This window comes from Micromonospora sp. NPDC000663, from assembly GCF_042898105.1.
Classification (GTDB): Bacteria; Actinomycetota; Actinomycetes; order Mycobacteriales; family Micromonosporaceae; genus Micromonospora.
In genome coordinates this window covers 252,273-275,504 of record NZ_JBIAYR010000001.1, presented here as the reverse complement: position 1 = coordinate 275,504, position 23,232 = coordinate 252,273, and the positions used below count along the sequence as shown (strand labels likewise).

Here is a 23,232-nt window from a genome sequence, read left to right as displayed (position 1 = left end):
GCAGCCTACGATCGCCGGGTGACGAGTGCGTCGACAGCGCAGAGCCCGAGCGCCGAGCCGGCAAAGATGGTCGAGGTGACGAGCGACCATAGCCCCGAGGCGGAGCCGACCCCCCCGAGTGCCGGTGGCGGCGGGGTGGCCGCCGTGGTCCGCCGACGGTTCGCCACGGTCGACAGCCAACTGGACCGGTTCTCGTGGCTGGCCACCGCCGTGGTGGTGGCCATCGCGGGGATCCTGCGCTTCGTCGGCCTGTCCAGCCCCAAGGGCAAGATCTTCGACGAGACGTACTACGCCAAGGACGGCTTCGGGCTGATCAGCCGCGGCGTCGAGTGGAACTACAAGGACAACGTCCCGTCGTACGTGGTGCACCCGCCGCTGGGCAAGTGGCTCATCGGCCTCGGCGAGTGGGCCTTCGGCTACCAGGACGCCGATTCGCGGGTCTCCGTGCCCGGGCACCTGTTCACCACCGCCCCGGAGTTCGGCTGGCGGTTCTCGGCTGCGGTCATCGGCACGCTGTCGGTGCTGCTGCTGGTCCGCATCGGCCGGCGGATGTTCCGCTCGACGGTGCTGGGCTGCGCGGCCGGCCTGCTGCTCGCGCTGGACGGCTTCCACCTGGTGCTGTCCCGCGCGGCGCTGCTCGACATCTTCCTGCTGTTCTTCGTGCTGGCCGCCTTCGGCGCCCTGGTGCTCGACCGGGACGCCAGCCGTCGGCGCTGGGCACGCGCGCTCGACGACGGGCTCGACCCGAGCCGACCGGGCCGCGCGGGCCGGCCGCCGACCGGTTGGCGCACCTGGCCGTGGTGGCGGCTGGCCGCCGGGGTGCTGATCGGCTGCGCCTGCGCGGTGAAGTGGAGCGCCCTGTACTTCGTTCCGGTCTTCGCGCTGCTGGTGATCCTCTGGGAGGTCGGCGTCCGACGCTCGGCGGGGGTCCGCCGGCCCCTGCGGGACACGCTGCTCGACGAACTGCCCTGGCTGGTGCTCGCCGGTGTGCTCATGGTCGGCACCTATCTGGCCACCTGGTCGGGCTGGCTGCTCACCGACGACGGCTACTACCGGCTCGCGTCGTCCTACCCGAACGCCCCGCTCAGTGACCGCCCGGTGATCGGGCCGCTGATCAACCTCTTCGAGTACCACCGCGCGGCGTACGGCTTCCACGCCCAGCTCGACGACGCGCACAAGTACCAGTCGTGGCCGTGGCAGTGGCTGCTGCTCGGGCGCCCGGTGGCGTTCCACTGGTCCGGCGAGGGTGCCTGCGGCGCACCGAGCTGCGCGTCGGAGATCCTGCTGCTCGGCACCCCGCTGCTGTGGTGGTCGTTCCTGCCCGCCCTGGTGGCGCTGGCCTGGCTCGGGGTGGCCCGCCGCGACTGGCGGGCCGGCGCGATCCTGCTGACCGTGGCGGCGGGGCTGCTGCCCTGGTTCTGGTTCGCCCTCCAGGGTCGGACGATGTTCTCGTTCTACGCCGCGCCGGCGCTGCCGTTCCTGGTGCTCGCCGTGGTGTACGTGCTGGGCGCGCTGATCGCCCCGGCGGGTGGTGAGGTAGGTGAGGTGGCCCCGCTGGTCCCGGGTGACCCGGGTTACGAGAGGCGGCTCGTCGGCAGCATCGCGGCCGGTGCGTACGTGCTTCTGGTGGCGGCCTGCTTCGCGTACTTCTATCCGATCTTCGTGGGCAAGCTGATCCCGTACTCGGACTGGCTGTCCCGGATGTGGCTGGACGGCCGCTGGATATAGGCACCGGCAGGCGACGCGCCGCGCAGCGCGACGGAAACGGGCCCCCACGCGCGCAGCGTGGGGGCCCGTTCGACAAAGACGCGCGCCCCGATCGCCTGCCACGGGGGAAGCGGGCGATTGGGGCGCGCATGAAGAGCTTAACCACGGCGCACCACCGGCACAACGGGTCGACTTGGGTCAGATTTCCGACGGATGGTGGCCGATCCGATATTCGTCCTCCGATAGTTGACCGAGGGTGACCTGGCGCGGACCCAGAGCGCGGGCCAGGTCGGTCGAGAGCCTGGTCGGAGCACCTGGGACGGACCGGGCACCCCGATGATCATCCAAAGTGGATCTCATTACACTGCGGGCCGTGATCAACTTCAGACGATCGGCGGCCGTCCTCTTCGGACTGCTGGCGACCACCGCGCTGATCGGGCCGGCCCCGGCGGCGGCCGACGACGAGGAGCCGGTGGCCGAGCCGCCCCGGGTCGAACTGGTACTCGACGTCAGCGGCTCGATGCGGGCCGCCGACATCGACGGACGTAGCCGGATCTCGGTCGCACAGCAGGCGTTCAACGAGGTGGTCGACGCACTGCCGGCGGAGACACAGCTCGGCATCCGGGTGCTCGGCGCGACGTACAAGGGCAAGGACAAGAAGGTCGGCTGCCAGGACACCCAGCAGATCGTCCCGGTCGGCCCGGTCGACAGGTCGGCGGCCAAGGCGGCCGTGGCGACCCTTCGACCGACCGGGTTCACGCCGGTCGGGCTGGCACTGCGCTCGGCCGCGCAGGACCTGGGCACCGGGGCCACCACCCGCCGGATCGTGCTGATCACCGACGGGGAGGACACCTGCGCCCCGCCGGACCCGTGCGAGGTGGCCCGGGAACTGGCCGCCCAGGGCACCAGCCTGGTGGTGGACACCCTGGGCCTGGCACCCGACGAGAAGGTCCGCCGGCAACTGCTGTGCATCGCCGGGGCGACCGGCGGCACGTACACCGCAGCGCAGAGCGCCGAGGAGCTGACCGGCCGGATCAAACAACTTGTCGAACGCGCCGGCGACACCCACACCCGGGCGCCGACAGTCGTCGGCGGCGCGAACGCCTGCGCGTCGGCACCGCTGCTCGCCCCCGGTGTGTACGCCGACCGGGAGGCGTTCTCCGAGCACCGCTGGTACCGGGTGCCGGTGCGCCCCGGCCAGGAGCTGCGCGCATCGGTGAGCATGGCGCTGGACCGGCCGGTGAACCGGGACTACGGCGTGCTGCTGCGGGCCACCGCCGCCGACGGCCGGGAACTGGTCCGCGGCGCGGACGCCGGCAGCGGACGGGCCGACGTGCTCTCCGCAGGGCTGCGCTGGTCGGCCACCGCCGACGACGAGGACGCCACCGAGGCCGAGGAGACGTCGGCGCCCGTCGTGGAGCCGACCACCGTGTGCCTCGTGGTGAGCAACTCGTTCGCCGCGCGCCCCGGCACCGCCGCCACCCCCGGCATGCCCGTGGAGCTGACAATCGACGTGGTCGCCGCCGCGCCCGCACCGAACGGACCGGACCTCGGCCGGGGCTGGATGCTGCTGGTCCTGCTCACCGTGGCCGGACTGCTCACCGGTCTGCTCGCCGGACTGCTCACCCGCTGGTGGGTCGCCACCTGGAGGGAGAACTGATGCGTACCGCACTGCTCCGGTCGATGGCGGCGCTGCTCGCCGCGGGTGCGGCCACCCTGCTGCCCGCCGCGGCCGCCGCCGCACCGACGCCCTCGCCCGGTGCCACGCCCGTCAACCGGGCCGGCACGTCGTTCCTCACCGCCACTCCGATCACCGCCGGCCAGCCGGTACGGGTGGACGCCTCGGTCGGCGACCACCTGTACTGGTCGTTCCAGGCGACGGCCGGCCAGGTGCACGAAATCAACGCCACGGTCACCTTCCCCAAGGCACGCGGCGGCGCCTCCACCTGGACCGTCGACGTCTTCGACGGGCTGCGCCGGCGCCAGGCGTGCACCGCCGGGGCGCAGACCCCGACCGTGGACGCGCAGACGTCGAGCGTGGCGCTGGGCTGCACGCTGCGAGAGGTACGCCCCTGGGCGGAACCGTGGTCGGCCGACCCGCTGCCCGGCACGTACGTCATCCGGCTCTCCGTGATCGACCTGCCGGAGCCGGACCTGGGCACGCCGATCGACGTCGACCTGCTGGTCGGCACCATCGCCGACCGGGGTGCCTCGGCCGACGACGGCGAGCTGGCCGCGCCGCTGGTGCCGAACACGAAGGCGGGCACGGTGCTCAACGCCGTACCCCCGGTGGACCCGGAGGCCGACGACGACGGCGACTGGCCCGCGGACTGGCTGCCGGATCTCGGCTCGCGCTGGATCTGGACCGGCGTCGGCGGCGTGCTCGCCGCGGTGGCCGGAGTGGTGGGTTTCGCCCTGACCCGGCGGCCCCGGCGCGCCTGAGCCGACCCGCACGCCCGGTGGCCCCGCCCGACGGCGGGGCCACAGGCGTCTTCAGGCGCGTCGCGTGCCGCGGGGCAGCCAGCCGATGAACCGGTCCTGGAGCGACATCACCGGGGCGGCGCGCAGATCCTCCGTGGCGGCGGCGAGACAGGAGCCCAGATAGACGCTGAGCATCGCCCGGTCACCCCCGTACTCCGCCAGCAGCCGGCTGCGCTTCGTCGCGCACGGCCACTCCTCACCGCAGGAGCCGCAGCTCCAGCCGGGGGTCGTCGGGGCGTGATCGTCAACCCGCCCTCCCGGCCGTTCCGCACCATCGGTCATCGCATGTCCTCTCCAGATGTCCACGGACTGGCGGCTGCCGTGCCCGGCCAGTAATTGATGGTGGTCCCCCCGGAGCCATCAGGGAGGGCGCGACGCGTCCCTCCGGTGATACATCTTTGCGGTACCTTCGGCGGTCGTGGGAGTCGGAAATTTGACGATTGAGCGATCACCTCACTACTACCCGTCAGTAGGGGGCAGCTGTGCGTGATCTCCTGCCGCCGTCGGTCGCCGTGGCCGTCGCCACCGCCGACGACTGGGCCGGCGAACTGCTCGCCGCCGAACAGGCAGGCCTCAGCGCGCAGGCAGTGCAGGCCCGCCGACGGGACTTCACGGCCGGGCGGGTCTGCGCCCGCCGGGCGATGGCCGTCCTGGGCCTCCCGCCGACGGCCGTCCCGGCCGCCGCCGACCGCGCGCCCGTCTGGCCGGCCGGGGTGGTCGGCAGCATCACCCACACCTCCGGCTACTGCGCCGCGGCCGCAGCGCGCAGCACCGACATCAGGTCCGTCGGGATGGACGCCGAGCAGCACCGCGAGATCAACCAGGGGGTACGCCGACTCGTGCTGCTGCCCGAGGAGGAGGAGGCCTGCGAACGGCTTCCCGCCGGCATCTCCTGGCCTGTCGTCTTCTTCAGCGCCAAGGAGACCGTCTACAAGGTCTGGCACCCGATCGTCGGGAGCTGGCTCGACTTCCACGACGCACGGCTGGAGGTGGACCCGGACGCCGGCACGTTCACGGCCCGCATCGCACCGACCCGGGTGGACGCCGCCGACGTCGTCGACCCGCCCGCGACGATCAGCGGACGGTTCGTCGTCGCCGACGGGCTGGCCCGCACCGCCGCCGTCCTGCTGCCCCGCTGACCCTCCGGGTGTCCATCCTGGTCGGTTTCGATCTGATGTGGACGCGCTGCGGCGCGACGACAGGGCTGTCGACGACGCACGGTAGCGTCGGCGGGTTCCCGAACCGCACGTACCGAGGCGTCAAGGAGTACGGTGACCCACCCCCAGCCCCCCGTCGGGCCGCAGGACCCTCAGCAGCCGAACCCGGAGCCGCCGACGCAGGCGATCCCGGCGACACCGCAGCCGGGCACATCGGGCCAGTGGGCACCACCGACACCGCAGCCGCCGTTCGCAACCGCTCCCGCGCCCGACCAGACGTGGCCACCGCCGCCGTTCTCCGGGGGCGCGTACCCGGCGGCAGGTGGTCCCGGCCACCCGATCACCATGCCCCCGCCCATGCCACCGAAGAACTCCAAGACGACAGTCGTGGCCGTCGCGGTCACGGCTGCCCTGCTCACCCTGCTCTGCTGCGCCGGAGGCATCGTGGCGGCGGTCATCGGCGCGAACCGTGCCGGGAACCAGGTGACCGAGGCGCTGCCCACGCCCGATGTGACCCGGGGCGTCGGCCAGCCACCGGCCGATCCGCCGAAGCCGACCCCGCGGTCGGCCACCGGCGACACCCGGAACATGTCGGCCGGGGACACCCTGGTCATCGATGGTGACGACGGCACCGTCGAGATCACCGTGACGAAGTTCAGCACCGCCACCAAGCCCTGCAAGTCGTACGGCCTCAAGCCTGACGAGGGCATGTACGTGATCGCCGACGTGACGGTGACGGTGACCAGGGGCACCGGCTCGGCGAACCCGCTCTTCTTCCAGTGGGTCGCCGCCGACGGCACCGAGAAGAACGCGGTGGGTGGGGTGTTCTCCGGCTGCGGTAAACCGATGCCCGCCGGCAGCGACCTCACGGCCGGCAGCAGGCGCACCGGCAGCGTCGTGTTCGACGTGCACGACACCTCGGGGGTGCTGGAGTACCAGCACCGGTTCGAGACCGCCGGCTCCTGGAAGCCCTGAACCCACGGCACGTGGGGTCGGCCCGGCCGGCCCCACGACGCCGAGGGGCTACCGCGCCCACGACTCCTCGGCGGTGACGACCGGACGGCCGGTGCGTACCGACTCCTCGATCGCGAGGCTGACCAGGTGGTCCTGGCACGCCTCGGCCAGCGGGTAGGGCGCCGGCCCCTCGTTGCGCGCCCACGCGCCGGTACGGGCGAGGATGTCGGCGACCGCGATGTCGTCGTCGGACATTCCACTGCCGACGAACGGATTGCGGTAGACGACGCGGCCGTCGAAGCTGATGTGCTTCAGGTCGAGCCCTTCGAGGTTCAGGTCGAGGCCGGTCTGCCGCCGGACCAGTGCCGACTCCACAGGCGTGCTCGGGTCGACCAGGCGGACGACCCGGTCGTCGACCAGTTCGCCGAGCGATCCCCGGACCACCAGCCGACGCGTACGCAGCGGGTTCCACCACTGGTTGTCGGTGAAGTCGTACAGACCCATCCGCCCGCCGAAGTCGATTGTCGCGAGGGTGGTGCTGAGCTGCTGCGGGGTGCTGTCGCCACTCCAGCCGCCGGGCGACAGCGGGTTGGCCAGCGGCGCGACGAACGCCCGCGCGCTGACCTCGGCGGCGTCGTACCCGACGCCGAGCAGACCACGAATCAGCGACACGGCGTGGTAGAGGTGGGTCGAGGAGATCTGCACCGAGGTCGGCTCGCCGAGCACCCCGGCGCGGATCACCTCCAGGCGGGCCGCGTGCCCGGGCATCAGCAGGTACTGCTCGGCGACCTGCACCAGACCGCTGCCGCCGACGTCGGACCAGAGCGACCGCAACCCGTCCACGTCGGGGGCGGGCGGCGTCTCGGCGAGCACCGGCACACCTGCCGCGACCAACTCACGGGTCGCCTCGGGCGTCACCGACCAGGGCACCGACACGATGACGAAGTCCGGCCGTTCGTGGGCGAGCAGCTCCGCCGTCGTGCGGAAGGTCCGCACACCCCACCCGGCCGTCACCACGTCACCGCGCGACGCGGTACGCGTGACCACCCCGGTCGCCCGGAACCGGTCGGGCAGGAGTCGGGCCAGGCGCAGGAAGAACTCACCCCGCCAGCCGCTGCCGACGAGGCCGAACCGGGTCTGGGCCGTGGCTGTCATCCGGGCGCTCCTCACGTCGAGATCCCGGATGCTAGCCGCTCTCCCCGCTACGGTTACGACCGTGACCGCCACATCGCTCGGTACCGCCGCGCGAGCACTGGACTACTACCTCGTGCTGGCCGGGCAGAGCGGGCCTGAGGTGCGGGGGATCGTCGTCGAGGAGTTCGTCCGGCACGGTGACCACACGACGGCGGGGCTGGACAGCGCCGGCTGGACCGCGTCGGACGACGGCTGGTGGAACTCCGCCTCGTTCAGCCGAGACATGCGCGGCGACCCGGAGGTGCGGGCGAGGGTGATGCCCACCTCCCGCCAGGTGGCCGAGAGCGTCCACCGCAGGCTCGGTGGTGTCGACCTGCCCGCCGAGGCGGTGCTGCGCACGTACTTCCGCGACCGCCTGGATCTGGCGTCCGCTCCCCCGCTGCGGCTCGGTCCCGCGCAGCCACCGAGCGGGTTCCTCGAGCGGCGCGTGTATCGCGTTCTGTTCGCCGGGGACCTGCGGCCGGAACAGGTGGCGCACCTCCGGTCGCGCTGGACAGGTGGCTGCGACGGCGGATCACACGCCAGCGGCCACCTGGACGACGGCGGCACCCTGTTCACCTGGGACCTGCGCCGGATCGGTCGCGGCCTCGCCTGGTGTGTCGACCTGACCGTCCTGATGAGATCCGGGGCGACCGACACGGCCGTGGGCGGGGCGCTGTCCGAGCTGACGGACGCGCTGCGGGAACAGGGTCTGATCCCTGTGACCACCGAGCGCTTCGCCTGAGCCGGTCCGTGGGAAAGGCGTTCACAGGCCCGATGTCCGCTGACTAGCCTCGAACCCGTGCGGATTGGCGTGAACGTTCCGAACTTCGCCCCCGGCACCGACCCCGAGATGCTGCGGCAGTGGGCGCAGACAGTCGAAGGGCTCGGTTTCGACATGCTGATGGTCTCCGACCACATCGCGGTGACCCCGGACGTGGCCGAGCAGTATCCGGCGCCGTTCTACGAGCCGTTCACCACGCTGTCCTGGCTGGCCGGCTTGACCCGCCGGATCCGGCTGGGCACCACGGTGCTCATCGTCCCGTACCGGCACCCGCTACTCACCGCCCGGATGGCGGCGAACCTCAACCGGCTCAGCGGCGGCCGGCTCGTCCTCGGCGTCGGCGTCGGCTGGGCCCGGCAGGAGTTCGAGGCGCTCGGCGTGCCGTTCCGGCGGCGCGGCGCGCTCACCGACGAATACCTGCACGCCATGCGTGACGCCTGGAGCGACACCGACGACTACGACACGCAGCCGATCCCCATCTGGGTCGGTGGCAACAGCGATGCCGGCATGCGTCGCGCCGTACGACTCGGCGACGCGTGGCACCCGCTCCGGTTCACGCCGGGATGGCTGACCGAGGCGGCGGCGCGGCTCCAGGCCATCGCCGACGAAGTGGGGCGCCCGGCGCCCCCGATGACGCCGCGCATCGCGCTCCAGGAAACCCGCGACCCGGTCACCGCCCGGGACCGGCTCGCGGGTGTCGGCACCATCGAGCAGATCCTCGCCGACCTCGACCAGATCCGACTGCTCGGCGCCGGGACGGTGGTGCTCGACCCGTTCAACGGCGACCTGACCGAGATCCGCCAACCCGGACGCGCATGGCTGACCCTCGCGGCCGTGGCCGCGCACCACACATCCCAGGAGGACCGATGACACCAGACGACGAGACGTTTCTCCGCCGCGCCGTACACCTGGCCGACGAGGCCGGAGCGTCCGGTGAGCGGCCGTTCGGCTCGCTGCTCGTCGGCGCGGACGGCACGATCCTCATCGAGGACCACAACACGGTGGTCTCGGACTCGGACATCACCGCCCACCCGGAGCTGAAGCTCGCCCGCTGGGCCGCCCGGGAACTCGCCCCGGACGTGGCGGCCGGCACCACCATGTACACGAGCTGCCAACCCTGCCCCATGTGCGCGACAGCGATCGACCGCTCCGGCCTCGGCCGGGTGGTGTACGCCCTGTCCGCCGAACAGTTCGAGCAGGTCAAGCCGGCCACACCGCCGCTGCCCCCGGTGCGGTACGAGGGCCCGGCGCTGTTCGACGAGGCTCGCCGGCCGATCGACGACCACTACTAGGCCTTCGGTCCGCCGCAGGAGGGTTCGAGCGGCGGTCCGGGTGTGGCCGACCGACCGATGGGTACGGAATCGCCATGCTGAAGCGTGCGGTGTGGCAGGGACTGGTGGCCGGGTTGGCGGGGGCCGCGGTGATGACCGCGGCGGAGAAGCTGGAGCAGCGGGTGACCGGGAGGCCCGACTCGTACGTGCCGGCCCGCGTCCTGGCACGGCTCACCGGCATGCCCGAGGCGCCGACCCGGCAGCCGCGGTGGCGGAACCTCGCGATGCACTACGGCCAGGGCGCGCTCGTCGGCGTGCTGCGCAGCACGATGGCGCAGGTCGGCCTGCGGGGCGTCTGGGCGTCGAGCATGTTCACCGCCGCACGGCTGACAAGCGACCAGATTCTCGAGAACGCCACAGGCGTGGGCGCCCCGCCGCAGACCTGGCCGCGTTCGGAGCTCGCCGTCGACGTCCTGCACAAGTCCATCTACGGCTTCGTCACCGGCGCGGTCGCCGACACTCTCGCCGCCCGTGACGGCGCCGGCCCCGGCCAACGACACGCGGCCATGCGTCCCGGCCGCCACTCCGACGTCGGCCCACTGCCGCGAAGCGCCGCCCACGCCGTACGGGCCCGGCGGGGATGACCGGCAGACGGTTCTGAATCCGCTGAGCTGAGCAGCCCAGGGCAAGATCGAGAAAGGCCGTTTCCGCCTGGCGGAAACGGCCTTTGATCTGGGGTGGAGCTGAGGGGATTTGAACCCCTGACCCCCTCGATGCGAACGAGGTGCGCTACCAGTCTGCGCCACAGCCCCCCGCCGGCGAACCGGCTTCGGTCCCACCCGGCTTACACCGGGCGGGCCGGGAGCAAGGCTAACAGGTCGCCGACCTTCACCGCGAATCCGCCCCCGGGCGCGGCGCGGACACCCCATCGGAGATCCACTCGCGTTTCCGCAAACCGGGCATCCCGGGCTTCCGGACGCCGCGCTCGCGGCGCGGTGCGTGTGATCAACTCCGTTTTGCCGATGTGGCGGTGTCCGACCGGCGATGATGCCGCCACATCGTCGACCTGGAGTGGATCAATGCGCAGGGCACCCGAGCGCACGGCGCACCCCGACTGCGGCAGCACTCCGACTGCGGCGGGGCACGTTGGCGACGGGGCGGTCAGGCACCCCGGCCGGCCTCGTAGGGACGGCCGCGCAGGCCTCCCGCGCGCCGGTACGACACCGACCCGCCGTTGACGGCGGCCGGCAGGTCCCCGGGTCGGTCGAGGCCCATCGCGGCGCGGCGTACCCCCTCGCGTTGGGCGGCGAGGCGGCGCTGCGCCTCCCGGCGGGCGGCGGCACGGCGGGCCTGTTCGCGGCGCACCTCGGCCTGCCGGGCGGCCAGCCAGGCCGCCTCGCGGGCCCGGGCGCGGCGACGACGGCGTCCCGCGAGCGCCTGACCACGCAGGTGGACGACGTAGGCGACCAGCAGCAGGAAGGTGACCCCGAAGCCGACCCAGAAGCCGGGGCTGACGAAGAGCACGCCGATCAGCTCGACGACGTTGAGGAGCAGCAGGGCGGCGAGGACGCGGCGGCGCCGGTAGACAGCTGGCGTGTGGTGCCGGCGGGGTGGCCGTCGGCGGGGTCGCTTCGCGGCGGGTGGCACGGCGCGCAGCCGGCCGGAGCGGCGGGCCACCGGCGGCGCGGAGACAGGCACCACCAATGCCCCCGTAGTCGCATCCTCACTGAGGGTGATGACGAGTGAGCGTGGCGGCTGGACCGGTTTGCGGCCCGGCACAGTGCGACGCCGTCGGCGGCGCTGGAGCACCCGCGCCGTCGACTGCGCCCGCTCCGCCACCAGCCGCTCGGTGGCGTCGTACCGGCGGACCAGCGCCGGGGCCAGGGCGAGCAGGCCGGCGGCGGCGAGGACGGCGAGGAGCACCGAGGTCGGCACCCTCACCCCTCCCGTCACCGAATTCGGAGCAACCGCCGCCGGACCGCAGGATCTTCCACCAGTCGCGCTCGGGTGCGTGGATCGTCCGGACGGGCAGCGCTTGCCACAGCTTGCAGTTACTTGAGGTTACGGCGCACCGACCGTCATGCCACCGCGCCGCGCCGATCCCGTCCGTGGGACGGCTCACCGTGCGGCGGCGCGTATCCGGTGCCAGCGGGCCAGCAGTCCGCCCTCGGCGGCGATCTCCTCGCTGGTCATCGCGTATCCGATGTGGTCCCGCCAGGCGCCGTCGATGTGCATGTAGCGCACGTGGTACGACTCCTCGCGGAAGCCGAGCTTCTCCACCACCCGACGGGACGGCCGGTTCTCCGGACGGATGTTCACCTCCACCCGGTGCAGCCCGCCTGGGCCGAACGCGTGGTCGACGGCGAGCGCGAGCGCCGTCGGGATCACTCCCTGGCCGGCGACGCGGGCGTCCACCCAGTAGCCGACGTACCCGGAGCAGAACGCCCGCCGCACGATGCTGCCCACGTTGAGGTGCCCGACCAGCCGGTCCCGGTCGGCTTCGCGCAGGCAGACCGCGAAGGGCATGCCCTCGCCCTCGCGCGCGGACCGGCGCTGGTCGCGGTGCACCCAGCGGAACGCGGCAGGTGAGTTCATCTCGTCCCAACTGCCCGGCAGCGACGACTCCCAGGGCGCCAGCCAGGCCCGGTTGGCCCGGCGTACCTCCGACCAGGCCGCCGCGTCGGAGCGCCGGTACGGCCGCAGCAGCACCGGACCGTCGACCAGCACCGCCGGCCATCCGGGCGCCCGGGCTGGTCCGAAGAGACTCACCCGCACAGTCTCCCGCGCGGGACCGGTTCGTGCGCAAGTGGACCCACGATGTGCCGGTGACACCACGAAGCCGTCATCGGCGGCGGTCCAGCAGCAGGACGTCCACGGTGGAACCGGCGGCGGCGGTGGTGACCCGTTCGCCGAGCACCAGCAGACCGTTCGCCTCGGCGAGCCCGGACAGGGTGAAGGGCCCACCGCGCAGCGGCTGCACCGTGTACCCGCCGCCGCGCCGCTCGGCGACGTGCGCGGGCCGGAACTCGCGCAGCCCGCCCGGCGACGACACGGTTTCCAGCAGGTGCGCCCGGACGCTGGGTCGGAACACCGGTTCGGCACCGGCGAGCAGTTGGATGGCGGGGCGGGCCAGCACCTCGAAGCCGATGAGCGCGGCGCCGGGGTCGCCGGGCAGGCAGACCACCGGCACCTCCTCGGCGCCGACCGTGCCGAACCCGAGCGCGGTGCCGGGATAGAGCGCCACGTCGGTGAACGTGACCGGGCCGGCACGGCCACCCTCGCGCCGGGACAGGATGCGACGCACCATGTCGCCGGGGCCGGTGCCGGTGCCGCCGGTGGTGATGATCAGGTCGGCGCGCAGGGTCTGGTCCTCCAGCAGCCCGCGCAGCCCCTCCGGGTCGTCGTCGCAGATCCCCACCCGGTACGCCAGGGCGCCCACCTCGGCCGCGGCGGCGGTCAACGCGTGCGAGTTGGCGTCCACCACCTGACCGGGCTGGCTGCCCCGGCCCACGTCGACCAACTCGTCGCCGGTGGCCACGATGACCACCCGTGGGCTGGGCCGGACCACCACGTGCCCGATGCCTGTGGCGGCGAAGACCGCTACCAGGGCCGGGGACACGTACGTGCCGGCGCGGGCGAGCAGGGTGCCGGCGGGCAGTTCCTCACCGGCGCGGCGGACGCCGTACCCCCGCTTGGGGGTGCGGAAGATCTCCACGGCGGCCATGCCCTGGTCGGTCCACTCCACCGGGACCACCACGTCGGCGGCGACGGGCAGCGGCGCCCCGGCGGCCACCGAGAAGCACGAGCCCGGGGTGAGCCGGACGGGTCGCCAGCTGGCCGCGCCGAGGTCACCGACCACGTTGAGCCGGATGGTCCGCCCGCCGGGCGTGCCGGAGGGGGCCGGGACGTAGCTGGGGCCCCGACCCCCTCCGGAGATGTCCTCCCAGCGGGCCGCGTACCCGTCCACGGCCGCCTGGTCGAAGGCCGGGAACGCGTGCGGCGCGACCACGTCCTCGGCGAGGACGTTGCCGTGTGCCTGGGTGAGGTCGAGGTCGAGTGGCGGCAGCGCTCGTAACCTGCGCAGCACGCTGCCCAGGTAGTCGGCGAGCGGCGTCAACTCGTTCGCGGCCGCCTCGGCGTCGGCCGTCGCTGTCATGTACCAGTTCCGCCTGCCGCGTCGGCCTTGACGAACTCGGCCAGCCAGGAGCGGAACTCGGTGCCGAGGTCCTCGCGTTCGGCGGCGATCTGCACGACCGTCTGGAGGTAGCCCAGCGGCATACCGGTGTCGTAGCGGGTGCCCCGGTAGACGATCGCGTGCACAGGCACGCCCTCGGTGCGCAGCAGCTCCATGGCGTCGGTCAGCTGGATCTCGCCGCCGCTGCCCGGCTTGGTCCGCCGGATCGCGTCGAAGATCCTGCCGGGCAGCACGTACCGGCCGAGCACGGCGAGGTTGCTCGGCGCGTCCTCCGGCTGGGGCTTCTCCACCATCCCGGTCACCTTGACGACCTCGCCGATGTCGGTCAGCTCCGACTCGGCGGGCTCGACGGAGGCGATGCCGTACCGCTTGGTGTCGGCCGGGTCGACCTCGAAGAAGGCGAGCACCACACCGCCGGTGCGGGCCTGCAACTCCAGCATCGCCGGCAGCAGCGGCTCGGACGGCTTGACGAACTCGTCGCCGAGCAGCACCGCGAAGGGCTGGTCGCCGACGTGCGACTCGGCGTACCCGACGGCGTGGCCGAGGCCGAGCTGCTCGGGCTGGCGGACCGTGTAGATCTCGGCCAGCTCGCTGGGCCGGCGCACGGCGGCCAGCCGCTCGGCGTCGCCCTTCTCCTCCAGCCTGGTTTCCAGGTCGGGGCGACGGTCAAAGTGGTCCACCATCGACGTCTTACCCCGACCGGTGATCAGCAACACGTCGCCGATGCCGGCCTGGGTGGCCTCCTCGACGATGTACTGCAGCACCGGCCGGTCCACCACCGGCAACAGCTCCTTGGGCACCGCCTTGGTGGCCGGCAGGAAGCGGGTGGCCAGTCCGGCGGCCGGGATTACGGCCTTGACCGCCAGGGGACGGCCGGTTGCGGCGACCGTCGATGAGGGGTTCGCTGAGTGCTCCGACATGCCGCGAGACTATCGGCCACGGCTCTGCCGCGGCGGGTGTGGCCCAGAAGACGCGCCGCCGCCCGGTCCCGGCCGCGCGGCGTCCGGACCGGCCCGGGCACCCTCCGCGGCATCGGCCGCCGGGTCGTCGGCCACCTCCGGCCGGGCGTGCGCCGGCCCCGGCGGCGACGATTCGGGTACGCCCACCGCCGGCTCCGACCGGGCGTGGCCGCCCGGCTCCCGGTGGGCCTGCACCTGTCGGCCGGCACGCGGCAGCCCGTCCGGTGGGCTGAGGGCGCCGGCCAGCACCTGCAACTCCCGGGTCGGCACGTCGGGGCGTACCTCGGCGACCCGGTAGGTGTCCCGGCCGGCCGCCTTCGCGGCGTAGAGCGCGTCGTCGGCGGCCTCCAGCACCTCCCGTCCGGTGCTGCCGTGGTCCGGGTAGACGGCGATGCCCACCGACACGGTCACCATGACCGGCCCGGCGTACGCCTCGACGGCGATGGGCGCCTCCCGCACGGCGGCGCCCAGCCGGTCGGCCACTATCGCCGCGCCCCGGGCGTCGGTCTCCGGTAACAGCAGGACGAATTCCTCGCCGCCCTGCCGGAAGGCCAGGTCGACCTCGCGGATCTCGCCGCGTACCCGCCTGGCGAACTCGGCGAGCACGGTGTCCCCCGCCGCGTGCCCGTACGTGTCGTTGACGTCCTTGAACCGGTCCAGGTCCAGCGCGAGGACGCTGAGCATCCGGCCGAACCGGCTGGCCCGCTCCACCTCCCGCCGGATCGACTCGCGCAGGTAGCGGTAGTTCCACAGGCCGGTGAGCGGGTCGGTGAGCGACAGCCGCTGGGCCTCCTCGTGCACCCGGACGTTCTCCACGGCCACGGCGGCGTGCCCGGCGAAGGTGCGAAGGGTGACCAGGTCGTCGTCGTCGAACTCGTCCGCGCCCACCCGGTCGTAGAGGGCCAGGACGCCTAGTGCCGACGCCGGCGTACCTGCCTCGTCGGCGGCGGGGGTGCCGGTCGGCGCGGCGGGCCCGCCCGGGGTGGCGAACGGCACGGCGACGTACGTGCGGCAGCGCGGCTCACCGGCGGGGGCCTCGGTCGGCTCCATCCGCCCTCGCTGCGGCTCGCCGGTGGCGGCCACCGCGCCGACCACGCCGACGCCCACCGGCACCCGCAGGGTCTGCGGCTCGTCCGGGTCGCCGTCGGGCCAGCGCCCGTCCAGCCCTTCGCTGCACTGCGCGGCGAGCACACCGCCGGCCTCGACGAGCAGCACCGCGCCGGCCCGGGCGCCGGTGGCGGCGATGGCGCTGTGCAGGATCACCCGCAGGATGCGTTGCAGGTCGTGCGTGCTGGCCAGGGTGTCGCCGAGCACCGTGAGATGGCCGCGCAACTGGTCGCGGCTGCTGGTGAGCGCCGCGACGTACGACCCGGTCTCCCGGGTCATCCGGTTGAACGCGGCGGCCAGCCGGCCCAGTTCGTCGCGGCTGCGCACCGGCACCCGGGCGGTCAGGTCGCCGTACGCCACCCGGTCGACGGCGCTGGCCAGCTCCACGAGCGGTCGGGTGGTCACCCGGGCCAGCCGCCAGGCGGTGAGCACGGCGAGCAGGCCGGCCAGCACGACCGCGCCGAGCAGCGTGACGTGCAGCCCGGGCGGTCGTTCGCTGGGTACGGACAGGACCAGCGGCAGCGGCTGCCCGCTGGACGGGCCGATCCTGCGCACGTACCGGCCGTCGTGGGTTTCGGTGACCCGCTCGCTGTCGACGGCGCCGGCGGCGGCGAGCACCGCGTCGCGGACCTCCCGGGACTCGGTGGTGTGGGTGACCCGGTCGCTGCCCGCGCCGCCGAGCAGGGTGACCGCCACGCCGGTGACCGCCGCGAGCCGGGTCACGAACGCCGGGTCGACGAGTTGCGCGGCGGCCACAGTGCCGAGCAGGGCGCCGGCCCGGTCGCGCAGGTCCACCCGGGCGGCGAGCGCGTACACCGGGCCGGGCTGCGTCTCCCCGGTGCCGGCGCAGTCCCGCCAGGGGGTCGACGGCGCGCCGGCCGAGGCGTACGTGACCCGGCCTGTCACGTCGGTGATCAGTACGGCGGCGGCCAAGCCCCGGCTGACCAGTTGGTTGGCGGCGGCGGACGGGTCACCGTTGAGGGCCACCGCGTCGGCGGTGGCCCGGAGCTGCTGGCAGAGCGCGTCGACGGAGGTGCGCACGGTGGACGCCGCCACGGCGAGACGCTCGGTGGAGCGGCTGCGGTCCACCGCGGCGGCGGTGGACGCCACGAAGAGCGCGCCGAGCAGGACGGGGCCGAGCACCACCACGAGGAAGGCTGCCGTCAACCGCCCGCGTAGCGTCACTCGGTCCCCCCGGAAGTTCCGCCTCCGTTGCTTGCGATGCTGACACAGAGCGACCGTGGTGGAGGCGTTGCGTCAGGAGTGTTGCATGCCGGATTTTTCTTATGAAGCGGAAGCGGCAGCTGTGGCGAAGCGGGACGCCCGCGCCGAACTGCTCGCCCGCCGCCGGACGCTGTCCGCTCCGGCCCGGGCCGAAGCCGCCGGGCGCGTCCAGGCCGAGCTGGTAGCCCTGGTACGCCGGCTGCGACCCCGCCGGATGACGGCGTACGTGCCTGTCGGCTCCGAGCCGGGCGGCCCCGACCTGCCGGCGGTGCTGCTGGCGGCGCTGCCTGCCGACGCCGAGTTGCTGCTACCGGTGCTCCTGCCCGACCTGGATCTGGACTGGGCCGCGTACACCGGGCCGGAGGGCCTGATCGCCGCCGGCCGGGGTCTGCGGGAGCCGGACGGGCCCCGGCTCGGGGTGGGCGCGGTGGCCGACGCGGACCTGGTGGTCGTACCGGCGCTCGCCGTCGACAGGAACGGCCGGCGGTTGGGTCGCGGCGGCGGCTCGTACGACCGCGCGCTGGCCCGGGTGCCGGCCGGCACGCTGACAGTGGTCCCGCTGCACGACGGGGAGCTGGTCGAGGCGTTGCCCGCCGAACCACACGACCGTCAGGTCCGCGCGGTGCTCACCCCCTCCGACGGGATGCGTACGCTTGACGGCGGCCCGGGTTTGTCGCGTGGTGTCGCGCCCCACACGTCCGCTGGACGAACCCGGGGCGAATGACGCACCATTGGCACTCGAATACGTCGAGTGCCAATGGGCCGAGCCCAGATCCGGAGGAGAACGTGCCCACGTACCAGTACGCCTGCACCGCGTGCGGTCACCAGCTCGAGGCGGTGCAGTCCTTCTCTGACGAGCCGTTGACCGAGTGCCCGGCGTGTCAGGGACGGCTGCGCAAGGTCTTCAACTCGGTAGGCATCGTCTTCAAGGGCTCCGGCTTCTACCGCACCGACTCGCGCGCCTCCGGGTCCGAGACCTCGGCCGGCGGCACGGCAAGCAAGCCGGCGAAGTCCGAGTCGTCATCGGGTGGGGATTCCGGGTCGTCCTCGACGTCCTCCTCGTCCGGGTCGTCCTCGACGTCCGGGTCGTCGTCGTCCTCGTCCGGCGGTTCGTCCTCGGGTGGGTCGAGCGGCGGCAAGGCGCCGGCGGCCAGCTCCACGTCCTGACCCGTCGGGCACCCCTGGTGTCGTGACGTCGGGTCGGCCGACAGTGGCCTCTTAGCAGGTCGAGCCTGCCGGTGGGCGGTTGTCCACAGGCCGGCCGGTTGTCCACAGGCACGCCCGGATGGCCGACCGACCGGTCCCCGACAGGCCTAACCTGCCGTCCACGGGCGTCGCCGCGACGCCCCGACGGGAGGCGGCGGGGCGATGGTCGATCCGGATTCGACGCGGGCGTTGCGACCGCTGCGCCGACCCTCCCTGCCCGGCGGTCGTACCCTGCTGCGGGCCGGCCTGGTCGCCGCACTGCTCGGCCTGGCCGCCGCCGTCCTGCACACCCCGACCGGCTGCCCTGCGGTCACCGGCAGCACGCCGTCCCCGGACCGCGCACCGGCGGCAACGGACGGGCAGATGCCCGTCCCCGGCACGGGACCCACCGAGGCGGGCGACCGGAGCGGGCCGTCGTCCGGCCCCGTGCCGCTGCCGCTGCCCAGCGGGTCGGTAGGGGTGCCGGTCCGGTTGGCCGAGCCCGCCGCGCTGGCGGTGGTCCGCCCCGGCGCCCGGGTCGACCTGCTCGCGGCGCCCCCCGGTGAGGCGGGCGCCGAGGCGATCCTGCTGGCCGCCGGCGCGCTGGTGCTTGACGTGTTGGGCGGCGGCGCGACCGACGGGTCGGCGGCGCTCTACCTGGCGCTCCGCCCCGACCAGGCACAACGGGCCGTCGGGCTGCCCGAGGGCAGCCGCTTCGCCATAGTCGTCCGCGGCTAGCGCGGGTCAGTCCCAGTGCGGGGGGCGCTGCGACAGCAGCCAGTCGTCGTTGCCGCCGGCCCGTTCGCCCCAACCGTGATCGGTGTCGTCGGACGTCTGCTCGGGCAGCACCACGAAGTCGTCGCTCAGGTCGACGGTGCGGTCGTCGTCGCCGCGCGCTCCCCGCGTGCCGGGGTCCTCGGTGCTCACGAGCGGCAAGACTAGCGCAGCCGAGGGTGGCCGCGCCGGCCAGAAGCGGCCGGGCGGACGACCTGATTGGTAGCGTCGGACGGCGTGACGACCCCCAGCGGTGCCAGCACCCCTGACGACTACTGGCGGCGGCCCGGCCCCGGCGACGGCGGCGTCGCGGAGCCCGCCGGGCCGGCCCCCACACCGACCGGGGGGTACGCGGGCCCTCCGCCGAGCACGCCGCCGCCGGCCGGCTGGCGTCCGCCCGTACACCTGGAGCCGACAGCGCCCCGCCGGCTGCCCGCGCAGGACATGGCCGCCCTGGACGCGGCCGAGCAGCGTTCGCAGCGGGTCACCTACGGTTTCGGCGCGGCGGCCGGTGTGGTGCTGGTGGTGCTGGTCTGCCTGCTCTGCTCGCGGATCATCTTCTGACCGCGACAGGTCAGAGGGTGGTGCCCCAGACCGCCTCGGCGCCGGAGTGACCGGTCAGGTAGACGTAGACCAGCGAGGCGATGGAGAGCGCGACGACGGCCACCGCCAGCACCGGGATGACCAACGCCGGCAGCCGCGGCACCCGCGGATGCCCGCTGGTCGCCGCCAGCAGCAGGATCGCCACGATCCCGAGTGGCACCACGATCCGGAACAGGATGTCGCCGTACCGGGAGTGCTCGAAGATCTGGTCGAGGATCGGCCCCTGGAAACCCCTGGCGACAAGCGCGTCGGTGAACGCCTCACCCGACTCGACGGCCACGAAGGTGGTCACCGGGGCGGCCACGGCGAGCAGACCCAGCGCCCAGTCCAGCCGGTGCCGCCACCGGGGCAGACCCACGTACGCGATGGCAAGCGCCGCCAGCAGCGGCACGAACAGGACCACCGCGTGGATCACCAGCACGTGGACCGGTAGACCCAGGATCTCCTCGAACATCGAACCTCCAGGTGGATCAACGGTCGCAGGACCGCCAGCCTACGGGCGGCCGGCCCGCCTCCGAGCTCTCGCACTCAGACACGCACGGCGGCGCGCTCGGGTTCATCGATCGGCTCGGCCCGTCGGCTGTGTCGGTGGCCACCCCGGCGACACGCCGGTTGTCGATGCCTGTCGTCCGTGCTGTCATTGGCGCATGTCCGGTGCCGAGGAGTTGCTGCGATCGAGAGGGCTGCGGGTCACCCGACCGCGCCTCGCGGTGCTCGACGTGCTGGCCAGTGGTGGCCACCTGGAGGTCGACGAGATCACCAGGCGGGTCCGTGAACGCCTCGACTCGGTCTCCACCCAGGCGGTGTACGACGTGCTCGGCGCGCTGTCCCGGGCCGGGTTGTCCCGCCGTATCGAACCCGCCGGCAGTCCCGCCCGGTACGAGGCGCGGGTGGGCGACAACCACCACCACGTGGTCTGCCGGGGCTGCGGCGAGATCGCCGACATCGACTGCGCGGTCGGCAGCGCCCCCTGCCTGGAGCCGCACGTCTCCCACGGCTTCGAGGTGGACGAGGCGGAAGTGACGTTCTGGGGGCTCTGCCCGAGCTGTAAGTCCCGCCGGTCCGCCGACCGCTGACCCACAGCGCCCGGCACCCGTCGGCGAGCGGCGAGGCCGGCACGGGCGTGGCACTCTTGGGCGGTGGACTCCGATGACCTCGGCCTCTTCGGTCCGGGTTCGGTCACGTGGAAGGTGCACGACGAGCCGATCCTGATCGTCGCCGGCCTGCGCTCGCTCTACCTCCAGGCGTTGCACCCCAGGGCGATGGCCGGGGTCGCGCAGAACAGCGACTACCGCACCGACGCCTGGGGGCGGCTGGTGCGCACCGCCACCTTCGTGGGGACCACCGTCTACGGCACCACCGCCGAGGCGGAGGCGGCCGGCGCCCGACTGCGCCGGCTGCACGCCCGGCTGCGAGCCACCGATCCGCGCACCGGTGAGGAGTTCCGGATCGACGATCCCGACCTGCTGTGCTGGGTGCACGTCGCCGAGGTCGAGTCCTTCCTCGACACCGCCCGGCGGGCCGGCCTGCCGCTGACCGACGACGAGGTGGACCGCTACTACACCGAGCAGCGCCGCTCCGCCGCGCTCGTCGGCCTGGACCCGGCCACCGTCCCCGGCACCGCCGCCGAGGTGGACGACTACTACCGGGCCGTACGGCCGGGGCTGCGGATGACCCGGGAGGCCGCCGAGACGGCGCTGTTCCTCACCGCTCCGCCGCTGCCGTGGAAGCTCAGCCTGCCCGCCCGGCTCGGGCTCACCCTCGGCCCGCCACGCTGGGCGTACCTGGGAATCGCCGGCACCGCGCTCGGGCTGCTGCCGGCGTGGGCCCGCCGGATGTACGGCGGGCTCGGGCTGCCCACCACCGCGCTGACGGCGGACCTGAGCGTGCGCGCCCTGCGTCTCGCGCTCACTGCGGTGCCCCGCCGCTACCTGGAGGGCCCGTTGACGCAGGCCGCGAAGCAGCGCGCCGAACGGCACGCCGCCGCGCGGCAGGCAGCGACATCGCCGGCGGGGCAGGACGGGCGGCAGGGCGTCGCGGCGCTGCTGGCCGACTGACCAGGGCCGAGCCGGCCCGGGTCAGCCGTCGGCGGGACGGTCCACGGCAGCCCACGGCTCCTTGCCGGGAGTCTGGGAGCCGGTCGGGCAGTGCCGCCGGAAGTCGCACCAGCCGCAGCGCGGGCCGGGCGCCGTCGGGAACGCCTCATCCGCGTCGCCACCGTCGGCCACCGCCCGCTCGGCGGCCATGATGTCGCGGGCCGTCTCCTCGGCACGGGTCACCTGCCGGGTCAGCGACTCGACCGTGTGGGCGTGACCGGCGACCGTGCCGGTCGGCAGGTGGTGCAGCTCCACCCGGCGGCAGGGCCGGCGAAACACCCGCTCGGCCGCGTACGCGTAGAGCGCCAACGCCTGCGAACCCCGCGCGTCGTCGGTGTCCAGCCCCGTGCGGCCGGTCTTGTAGTCGACGATGACCAGCTCAGGCCCGTCCGGGCCGGGTCGGGAGTCGATGCGGTCGGCCCGACCGTTGAAGGCGAGCACCGCCGTCTTGACCGCCACCACCCGCTCCACACCCAGCGGGTCGGTGTCCGGATCCAGCGTCTCGACGTACGCCTCCAGCCAGCCCAACGCCCGCCGGAACGCGGCGCGCTCCTGCTCGTCGTCGCGGTAGCCCTCGCGCACCCAGGTGCCCTTGAGCAGGGTGGCCAGCGCCTCGGGCCGGCGCCGCTCGGTGGGCAGCGCATACCAGTTCTTCAGGGCGGTGTGCACGCTGGCGCCGAGGGAGTTGTGCGCCCACGGCGGCCCCTTCGGCGGGGTCGGCCGGTCGACGTAGGAGTAGCGGTAGCGGCGTGGGCAGTCCGCGTACGCGCCGAGCTTGCTCGGGGTGCAGACGAACAGCCGCTCCGGCATGCCCTCGAAGCCGAGCTGCTCGGGGGCACCGGCGCGCTGGTGAGGCGGCCGGCCGCCGGCGGCGGGTCGTCCGGCTGGTGAGGCTCGTCGCACGCCTGCGATCCTGCCATCCACCCCCGACAGCGCGGTGCCCCGGTCAGGCCATGTTCACGTACTGCGTCACGAAGGCGGCTACCGCGTCAGCGATGAGCTGCACGGCGATCGCGGCCAGCAGCAGCCCGGCGATCCGGGTCAGCACCTCGATGCCACCGGGCCGGAGAATCTTCACGATGCCGCCGGAGAAGCGCAGGACGATCCAGACGGCGACCATCACGGCGAGGATCGCCACGGCGATGGCGCTGAACTCGCCCAGCCCGTCGGCCTGCTGGACGAAGAGCATGGTGGCCACGATGGCGCCCGGGCCGGCGAGCAGCGGGGTGCCCAGCGGCACCAGCGCGATGTTCGAGGTGACCTGCTGGCTCGGGTCGTCGGCCTTGCCGGTGAGCAGTTCCAGGGCGACGAGTACGAGCAGCAGTCCGCCTGCGGCCTGGAGGGCCGGCAGGTCGACGTGCAGGTAGTCGAGCAGGGTCTGGCCGGCCACCGCGAAGATCACGATGACGCCGAGCGCCAGCGCTACCGCCTGCCAGGCGGCACGGTTACGGTCCCGGGCCGGCAGCGGGCCGGTCAGCGCCAGGAAGATCGGCATCATGCCCGGCGGGTCGGTGATCACCAGCAGGGTCACGAAAACCTCGCCGAACAGCTTCAGATCCACG

Annotated in this window: 26 protein-coding genes, 1 tRNA gene and 1 pseudogene; 15 read left to right on the top strand and 13 right to left on the bottom strand. The window is 73.5% G+C overall.

Translation table 11 applies throughout. The annotated features are described in order from the left end of the window. Positions 1-66: 66 nt before the first annotated feature. From ACFY1S_RS01360 to ACFY1S_RS01350, 3 genes are all read left to right on the top strand, one after another. Positions 67-1,728: a dolichyl-phosphate-mannose--protein mannosyltransferase gene (locus tag ACFY1S_RS01360; protein ID WP_387114200.1), complete on the top strand. Its 1,662-nt coding sequence runs from the start codon at positions 67-69 to the stop codon at positions 1,726-1,728. Positions 1,729-2,080: 352 nt separating this feature from the next. After that, complete coding sequence (locus tag ACFY1S_RS01355; protein WP_387111507.1) at positions 2,081-3,367, top strand: VWA domain-containing protein; 1,287 nt, start codon at positions 2,081-2,083, stop codon at positions 3,365-3,367. After that, positions 3,367-4,149 (top strand): peptidase, encoded by a 783-nt coding sequence (locus ACFY1S_RS01350; protein WP_387111505.1) that lies wholly within the window; start codon positions 3,367-3,369, stop codon positions 4,147-4,149. Before ACFY1S_RS01355 ends, ACFY1S_RS01350 begins: the two co-directional genes overlap by 1 nt. Positions 4,150-4,200: 51 nt before the next feature. On the opposite strand, the gene ACFY1S_RS01345 is transcribed toward ACFY1S_RS01350, so the two are convergent. Beyond that, positions 4,201-4,470 carry a hypothetical protein gene (locus ACFY1S_RS01345; RefSeq protein ID WP_364368375.1) on the bottom strand — a complete coding sequence of 90 codons (270 nt, stop codon included), beginning with the start codon at positions 4,468-4,470 and terminating at the stop codon, positions 4,201-4,203. A 200-nt stretch (positions 4,471-4,670) separates the two neighbouring features. Between ACFY1S_RS01345 and ACFY1S_RS01340 the strand changes: the two genes are divergently transcribed. Then, positions 4,671-5,327, top strand: coding sequence for a 4'-phosphopantetheinyl transferase (locus ACFY1S_RS01340; protein WP_387111502.1), 657 nt, complete (start codon positions 4,671-4,673; stop codon positions 5,325-5,327). A gap of 132 nt (positions 5,328-5,459) precedes the next feature. Further along, a complete protein-coding gene (locus ACFY1S_RS01335) occupies positions 5,460-6,320 on the top strand; it encodes a hypothetical protein (protein ID WP_387111499.1) in 861 nt (286 codons plus the stop codon). 48 nt (positions 6,321-6,368) lie between these two features. Here ACFY1S_RS01335 and ACFY1S_RS01330 read toward each other — a convergent pair whose 3' ends face one another. Next, complete coding sequence (locus ACFY1S_RS01330; protein ID WP_387111496.1) at positions 6,369-7,454, bottom strand: Gfo/Idh/MocA family protein; 1,086 nt, start codon at positions 7,452-7,454, stop codon at positions 6,369-6,371. A 61-nt stretch (positions 7,455-7,515) separates the two neighbouring features. Here ACFY1S_RS01330 and ACFY1S_RS01325 point away from each other — a divergent pair, with 61 nt between their 5' ends. The 4 genes from ACFY1S_RS01325 (at position 7,516) to ACFY1S_RS01310 (ending at position 10,171) form a co-directional block, all read left to right on the top strand. After that, a complete protein-coding gene (locus ACFY1S_RS01325; RefSeq protein ID WP_387111493.1) occupies positions 7,516-8,217 on the top strand; it encodes a hypothetical protein in 702 nt (233 codons plus the stop codon). 57 nt (positions 8,218-8,274) lie between these two features. After that, entirely contained in the window at positions 8,275-9,126 is an 852-nt protein-coding gene (locus ACFY1S_RS01320; protein ID WP_387111490.1) for an LLM class flavin-dependent oxidoreductase, read from the top strand. Then, positions 9,123-9,548, top strand: a complete 426-nt coding sequence (locus tag ACFY1S_RS01315; protein ID WP_387111487.1) for a nucleoside deaminase — start codon at positions 9,123-9,125, stop codon at positions 9,546-9,548. Before ACFY1S_RS01320 ends, ACFY1S_RS01315 begins: the two co-directional genes overlap by 4 nt. A gap of 74 nt (positions 9,549-9,622) precedes the next feature. Further along, positions 9,623-10,171 (top strand): hypothetical protein, encoded by a 549-nt coding sequence (locus ACFY1S_RS01310; RefSeq protein ID WP_387111484.1) that lies wholly within the window; start codon positions 9,623-9,625, stop codon positions 10,169-10,171. A gap of 94 nt (positions 10,172-10,265) precedes the next feature. Here the strand turns inward: ACFY1S_RS01310 and ACFY1S_RS01305 are convergent. From ACFY1S_RS01305 to ACFY1S_RS01280, 6 genes are all read right to left on the bottom strand, one after another. After that, positions 10,266-10,339: transfer RNA gene (locus ACFY1S_RS01305), tRNA-Ala, on the bottom strand. Between the two features lie 349 nt (positions 10,340-10,688). Beyond that, a complete protein-coding gene (locus ACFY1S_RS01300; RefSeq protein ID WP_387111481.1) occupies positions 10,689-11,468 on the bottom strand; it encodes a hypothetical protein in 780 nt (259 codons plus the stop codon). A 177-nt stretch (positions 11,469-11,645) separates the two neighbouring features. Then, on the bottom strand, positions 11,646-12,296 hold the full coding sequence (locus ACFY1S_RS01295) for a GNAT family N-acetyltransferase (protein ID WP_387111478.1): 651 nt from the start codon (positions 12,294-12,296) through the stop codon (positions 11,646-11,648). A gap of 73 nt (positions 12,297-12,369) precedes the next feature. Then, entirely contained in the window at positions 12,370-13,683 is a 1,314-nt protein-coding gene (gene glp, locus ACFY1S_RS01290; protein WP_139582488.1) for a gephyrin-like molybdotransferase Glp, read from the bottom strand. Next, positions 13,680-14,642, bottom strand: coding sequence for a UTP--glucose-1-phosphate uridylyltransferase (locus ACFY1S_RS01285; RefSeq protein WP_387111474.1), 963 nt, complete (start codon positions 14,640-14,642; stop codon positions 13,680-13,682). Before ACFY1S_RS01285 ends, glp begins: the two co-directional genes overlap by 4 nt. 9 nt (positions 14,643-14,651) lie before the next feature. After that, a complete protein-coding gene (locus tag ACFY1S_RS01280; protein WP_387111471.1) occupies positions 14,652-16,973 on the bottom strand; it encodes a diguanylate cyclase in 2,322 nt (773 codons plus the stop codon). An 85-nt stretch (positions 16,974-17,058) separates the two neighbouring features. Between ACFY1S_RS01280 and ACFY1S_RS01275 the strand changes: the two genes are divergently transcribed. Both ACFY1S_RS01275 and ACFY1S_RS01270 read left to right on the top strand, forming a co-directional pair. After that, positions 17,059-17,736 carry a 5-formyltetrahydrofolate cyclo-ligase gene (locus ACFY1S_RS01275; RefSeq protein WP_387111468.1) on the top strand — a complete coding sequence of 226 codons (678 nt, stop codon included), beginning with the start codon at positions 17,059-17,061 and terminating at the stop codon, positions 17,734-17,736. Next, a pseudogene (locus tag ACFY1S_RS01270) lies at positions 17,733-17,891 on the top strand (FmdB family zinc ribbon protein); the annotation flags it as partial. The gene ACFY1S_RS01275 and the pseudogene ACFY1S_RS01270, both read left to right, overlap by 4 nt. A 62-nt stretch (positions 17,892-17,953) precedes the next feature. Here the strand turns inward: ACFY1S_RS01270 and ACFY1S_RS01265 are convergent. After that, complete coding sequence (locus ACFY1S_RS01265; RefSeq protein WP_387114403.1) at positions 17,954-18,172, bottom strand: hypothetical protein; 219 nt, start codon at positions 18,170-18,172, stop codon at positions 17,954-17,956. A gap of 208 nt (positions 18,173-18,380) precedes the next feature. Here ACFY1S_RS01265 and ACFY1S_RS01260 point away from each other — a divergent pair, with 208 nt between their 5' ends. Further along, positions 18,381-18,935 (top strand): flagellar biosynthesis protein FlgA, encoded by a 555-nt coding sequence (locus ACFY1S_RS01260; RefSeq protein ID WP_387111466.1) that lies wholly within the window; start codon positions 18,381-18,383, stop codon positions 18,933-18,935. Between the two features lie 6 nt (positions 18,936-18,941). Here the strand turns inward: ACFY1S_RS01260 and ACFY1S_RS01255 are convergent, their stop codons facing one another. Then, on the bottom strand, positions 18,942-19,124 hold the full coding sequence (locus ACFY1S_RS01255; protein WP_387111464.1) for a hypothetical protein: 183 nt from the start codon (positions 19,122-19,124) through the stop codon (positions 18,942-18,944). Positions 19,125-19,208: 84 nt separating this feature from the next. On the opposite strand from ACFY1S_RS01255, the gene ACFY1S_RS01250 reads away from it, so the two are divergent. Beyond that, entirely contained in the window at positions 19,209-19,535 is a 327-nt protein-coding gene (locus tag ACFY1S_RS01250) for a hypothetical protein (protein WP_387111461.1), read from the top strand. 10 nt (positions 19,536-19,545) lie between these two features. Here ACFY1S_RS01250 and ACFY1S_RS01245 read toward each other — a convergent pair whose 3' ends face one another. After that, entirely contained in the window at positions 19,546-20,028 is a 483-nt protein-coding gene (locus ACFY1S_RS01245; RefSeq protein ID WP_387111458.1) for a DUF2231 domain-containing protein, read from the bottom strand. A 193-nt stretch (positions 20,029-20,221) separates the two neighbouring features. Between ACFY1S_RS01245 and ACFY1S_RS01240 the strand changes: the two genes are divergently transcribed. Then, positions 20,222-20,650, top strand: a complete 429-nt coding sequence (locus ACFY1S_RS01240; RefSeq protein WP_387111455.1) for a Fur family transcriptional regulator — start codon at positions 20,222-20,224, stop codon at positions 20,648-20,650. Between the two features lie 63 nt (positions 20,651-20,713). Beyond that, on the top strand, positions 20,714-21,631 hold the full coding sequence (locus ACFY1S_RS01235) for an oxygenase MpaB family protein (protein WP_387111452.1): 918 nt from the start codon (positions 20,714-20,716) through the stop codon (positions 21,629-21,631). A gap of 21 nt (positions 21,632-21,652) precedes the next feature. Here ACFY1S_RS01235 and ACFY1S_RS01230 read toward each other — a convergent pair whose 3' ends face one another. Both ACFY1S_RS01230 and ACFY1S_RS01225 read right to left on the bottom strand, forming a co-directional pair. After that, positions 21,653-22,480 (bottom strand): RecB family exonuclease, encoded by an 828-nt coding sequence (locus ACFY1S_RS01230; RefSeq protein WP_387114197.1) that lies wholly within the window; start codon positions 22,478-22,480, stop codon positions 21,653-21,655. Positions 22,481-22,616: 136 nt separating this feature from the next. Further along, entirely contained in the window at positions 22,617-23,231 is a 615-nt protein-coding gene (locus tag ACFY1S_RS01225; RefSeq protein WP_091394729.1) for a MarC family protein, read from the bottom strand. Position 23,232: the final 1 nt, after the last annotated feature.

Coding starts and splice junctions, on each gene's coding strand:
- ACFY1S_RS01315 (WP_387111487.1), top strand. CDS start 9,123: ATGACACCAGACGACGAGACGTTTCTCCGCCGCGCCGTACACCTGGCC.
- ACFY1S_RS01275 (WP_387111468.1), top strand. CDS start 17,059: ATGCCGGATTTTTCTTATGAAGCGGAAGCGGCAGCTGTGGCGAAGCGG.
- ACFY1S_RS01310 (WP_387111484.1), top strand. CDS start 9,623: ATGCTGAAGCGTGCGGTGTGGCAGGGACTGGTGGCCGGGTTGGCGGGG.
- glp (WP_139582488.1), bottom strand. CDS start 13,683: ATGACAGCGACGGCCGACGCCGAGGCGGCCGCGAACGAGTTGACGCCG.
- ACFY1S_RS01240 (WP_387111455.1), top strand. CDS start 20,222: ATGTCCGGTGCCGAGGAGTTGCTGCGATCGAGAGGGCTGCGGGTCACC.
- ACFY1S_RS01260 (WP_387111466.1), top strand. CDS start 18,381: ATGGTCGATCCGGATTCGACGCGGGCGTTGCGACCGCTGCGCCGACCC.
- ACFY1S_RS01230 (WP_387114197.1), bottom strand. CDS start 22,480: ATGCCGGAGCGGCTGTTCGTCTGCACCCCGAGCAAGCTCGGCGCGTAC.
- ACFY1S_RS01350 (WP_387111505.1), top strand. CDS start 3,367: ATGCGTACCGCACTGCTCCGGTCGATGGCGGCGCTGCTCGCCGCGGGT.
- ACFY1S_RS01285 (WP_387111474.1), bottom strand. CDS start 14,642: ATGTCGGAGCACTCAGCGAACCCCTCATCGACGGTCGCCGCAACCGGC.
- ACFY1S_RS01360 (WP_387114200.1), top strand. CDS start 67: ATGGTCGAGGTGACGAGCGACCATAGCCCCGAGGCGGAGCCGACCCCC.
- ACFY1S_RS01330 (WP_387111496.1), bottom strand. CDS start 7,454: ATGACAGCCACGGCCCAGACCCGGTTCGGCCTCGTCGGCAGCGGCTGG.
- ACFY1S_RS01245 (WP_387111458.1), bottom strand. CDS start 20,028: ATGTTCGAGGAGATCCTGGGTCTACCGGTCCACGTGCTGGTGATCCAC.
- ACFY1S_RS01345 (WP_364368375.1), bottom strand. CDS start 4,470: ATGACCGATGGTGCGGAACGGCCGGGAGGGCGGGTTGACGATCACGCC.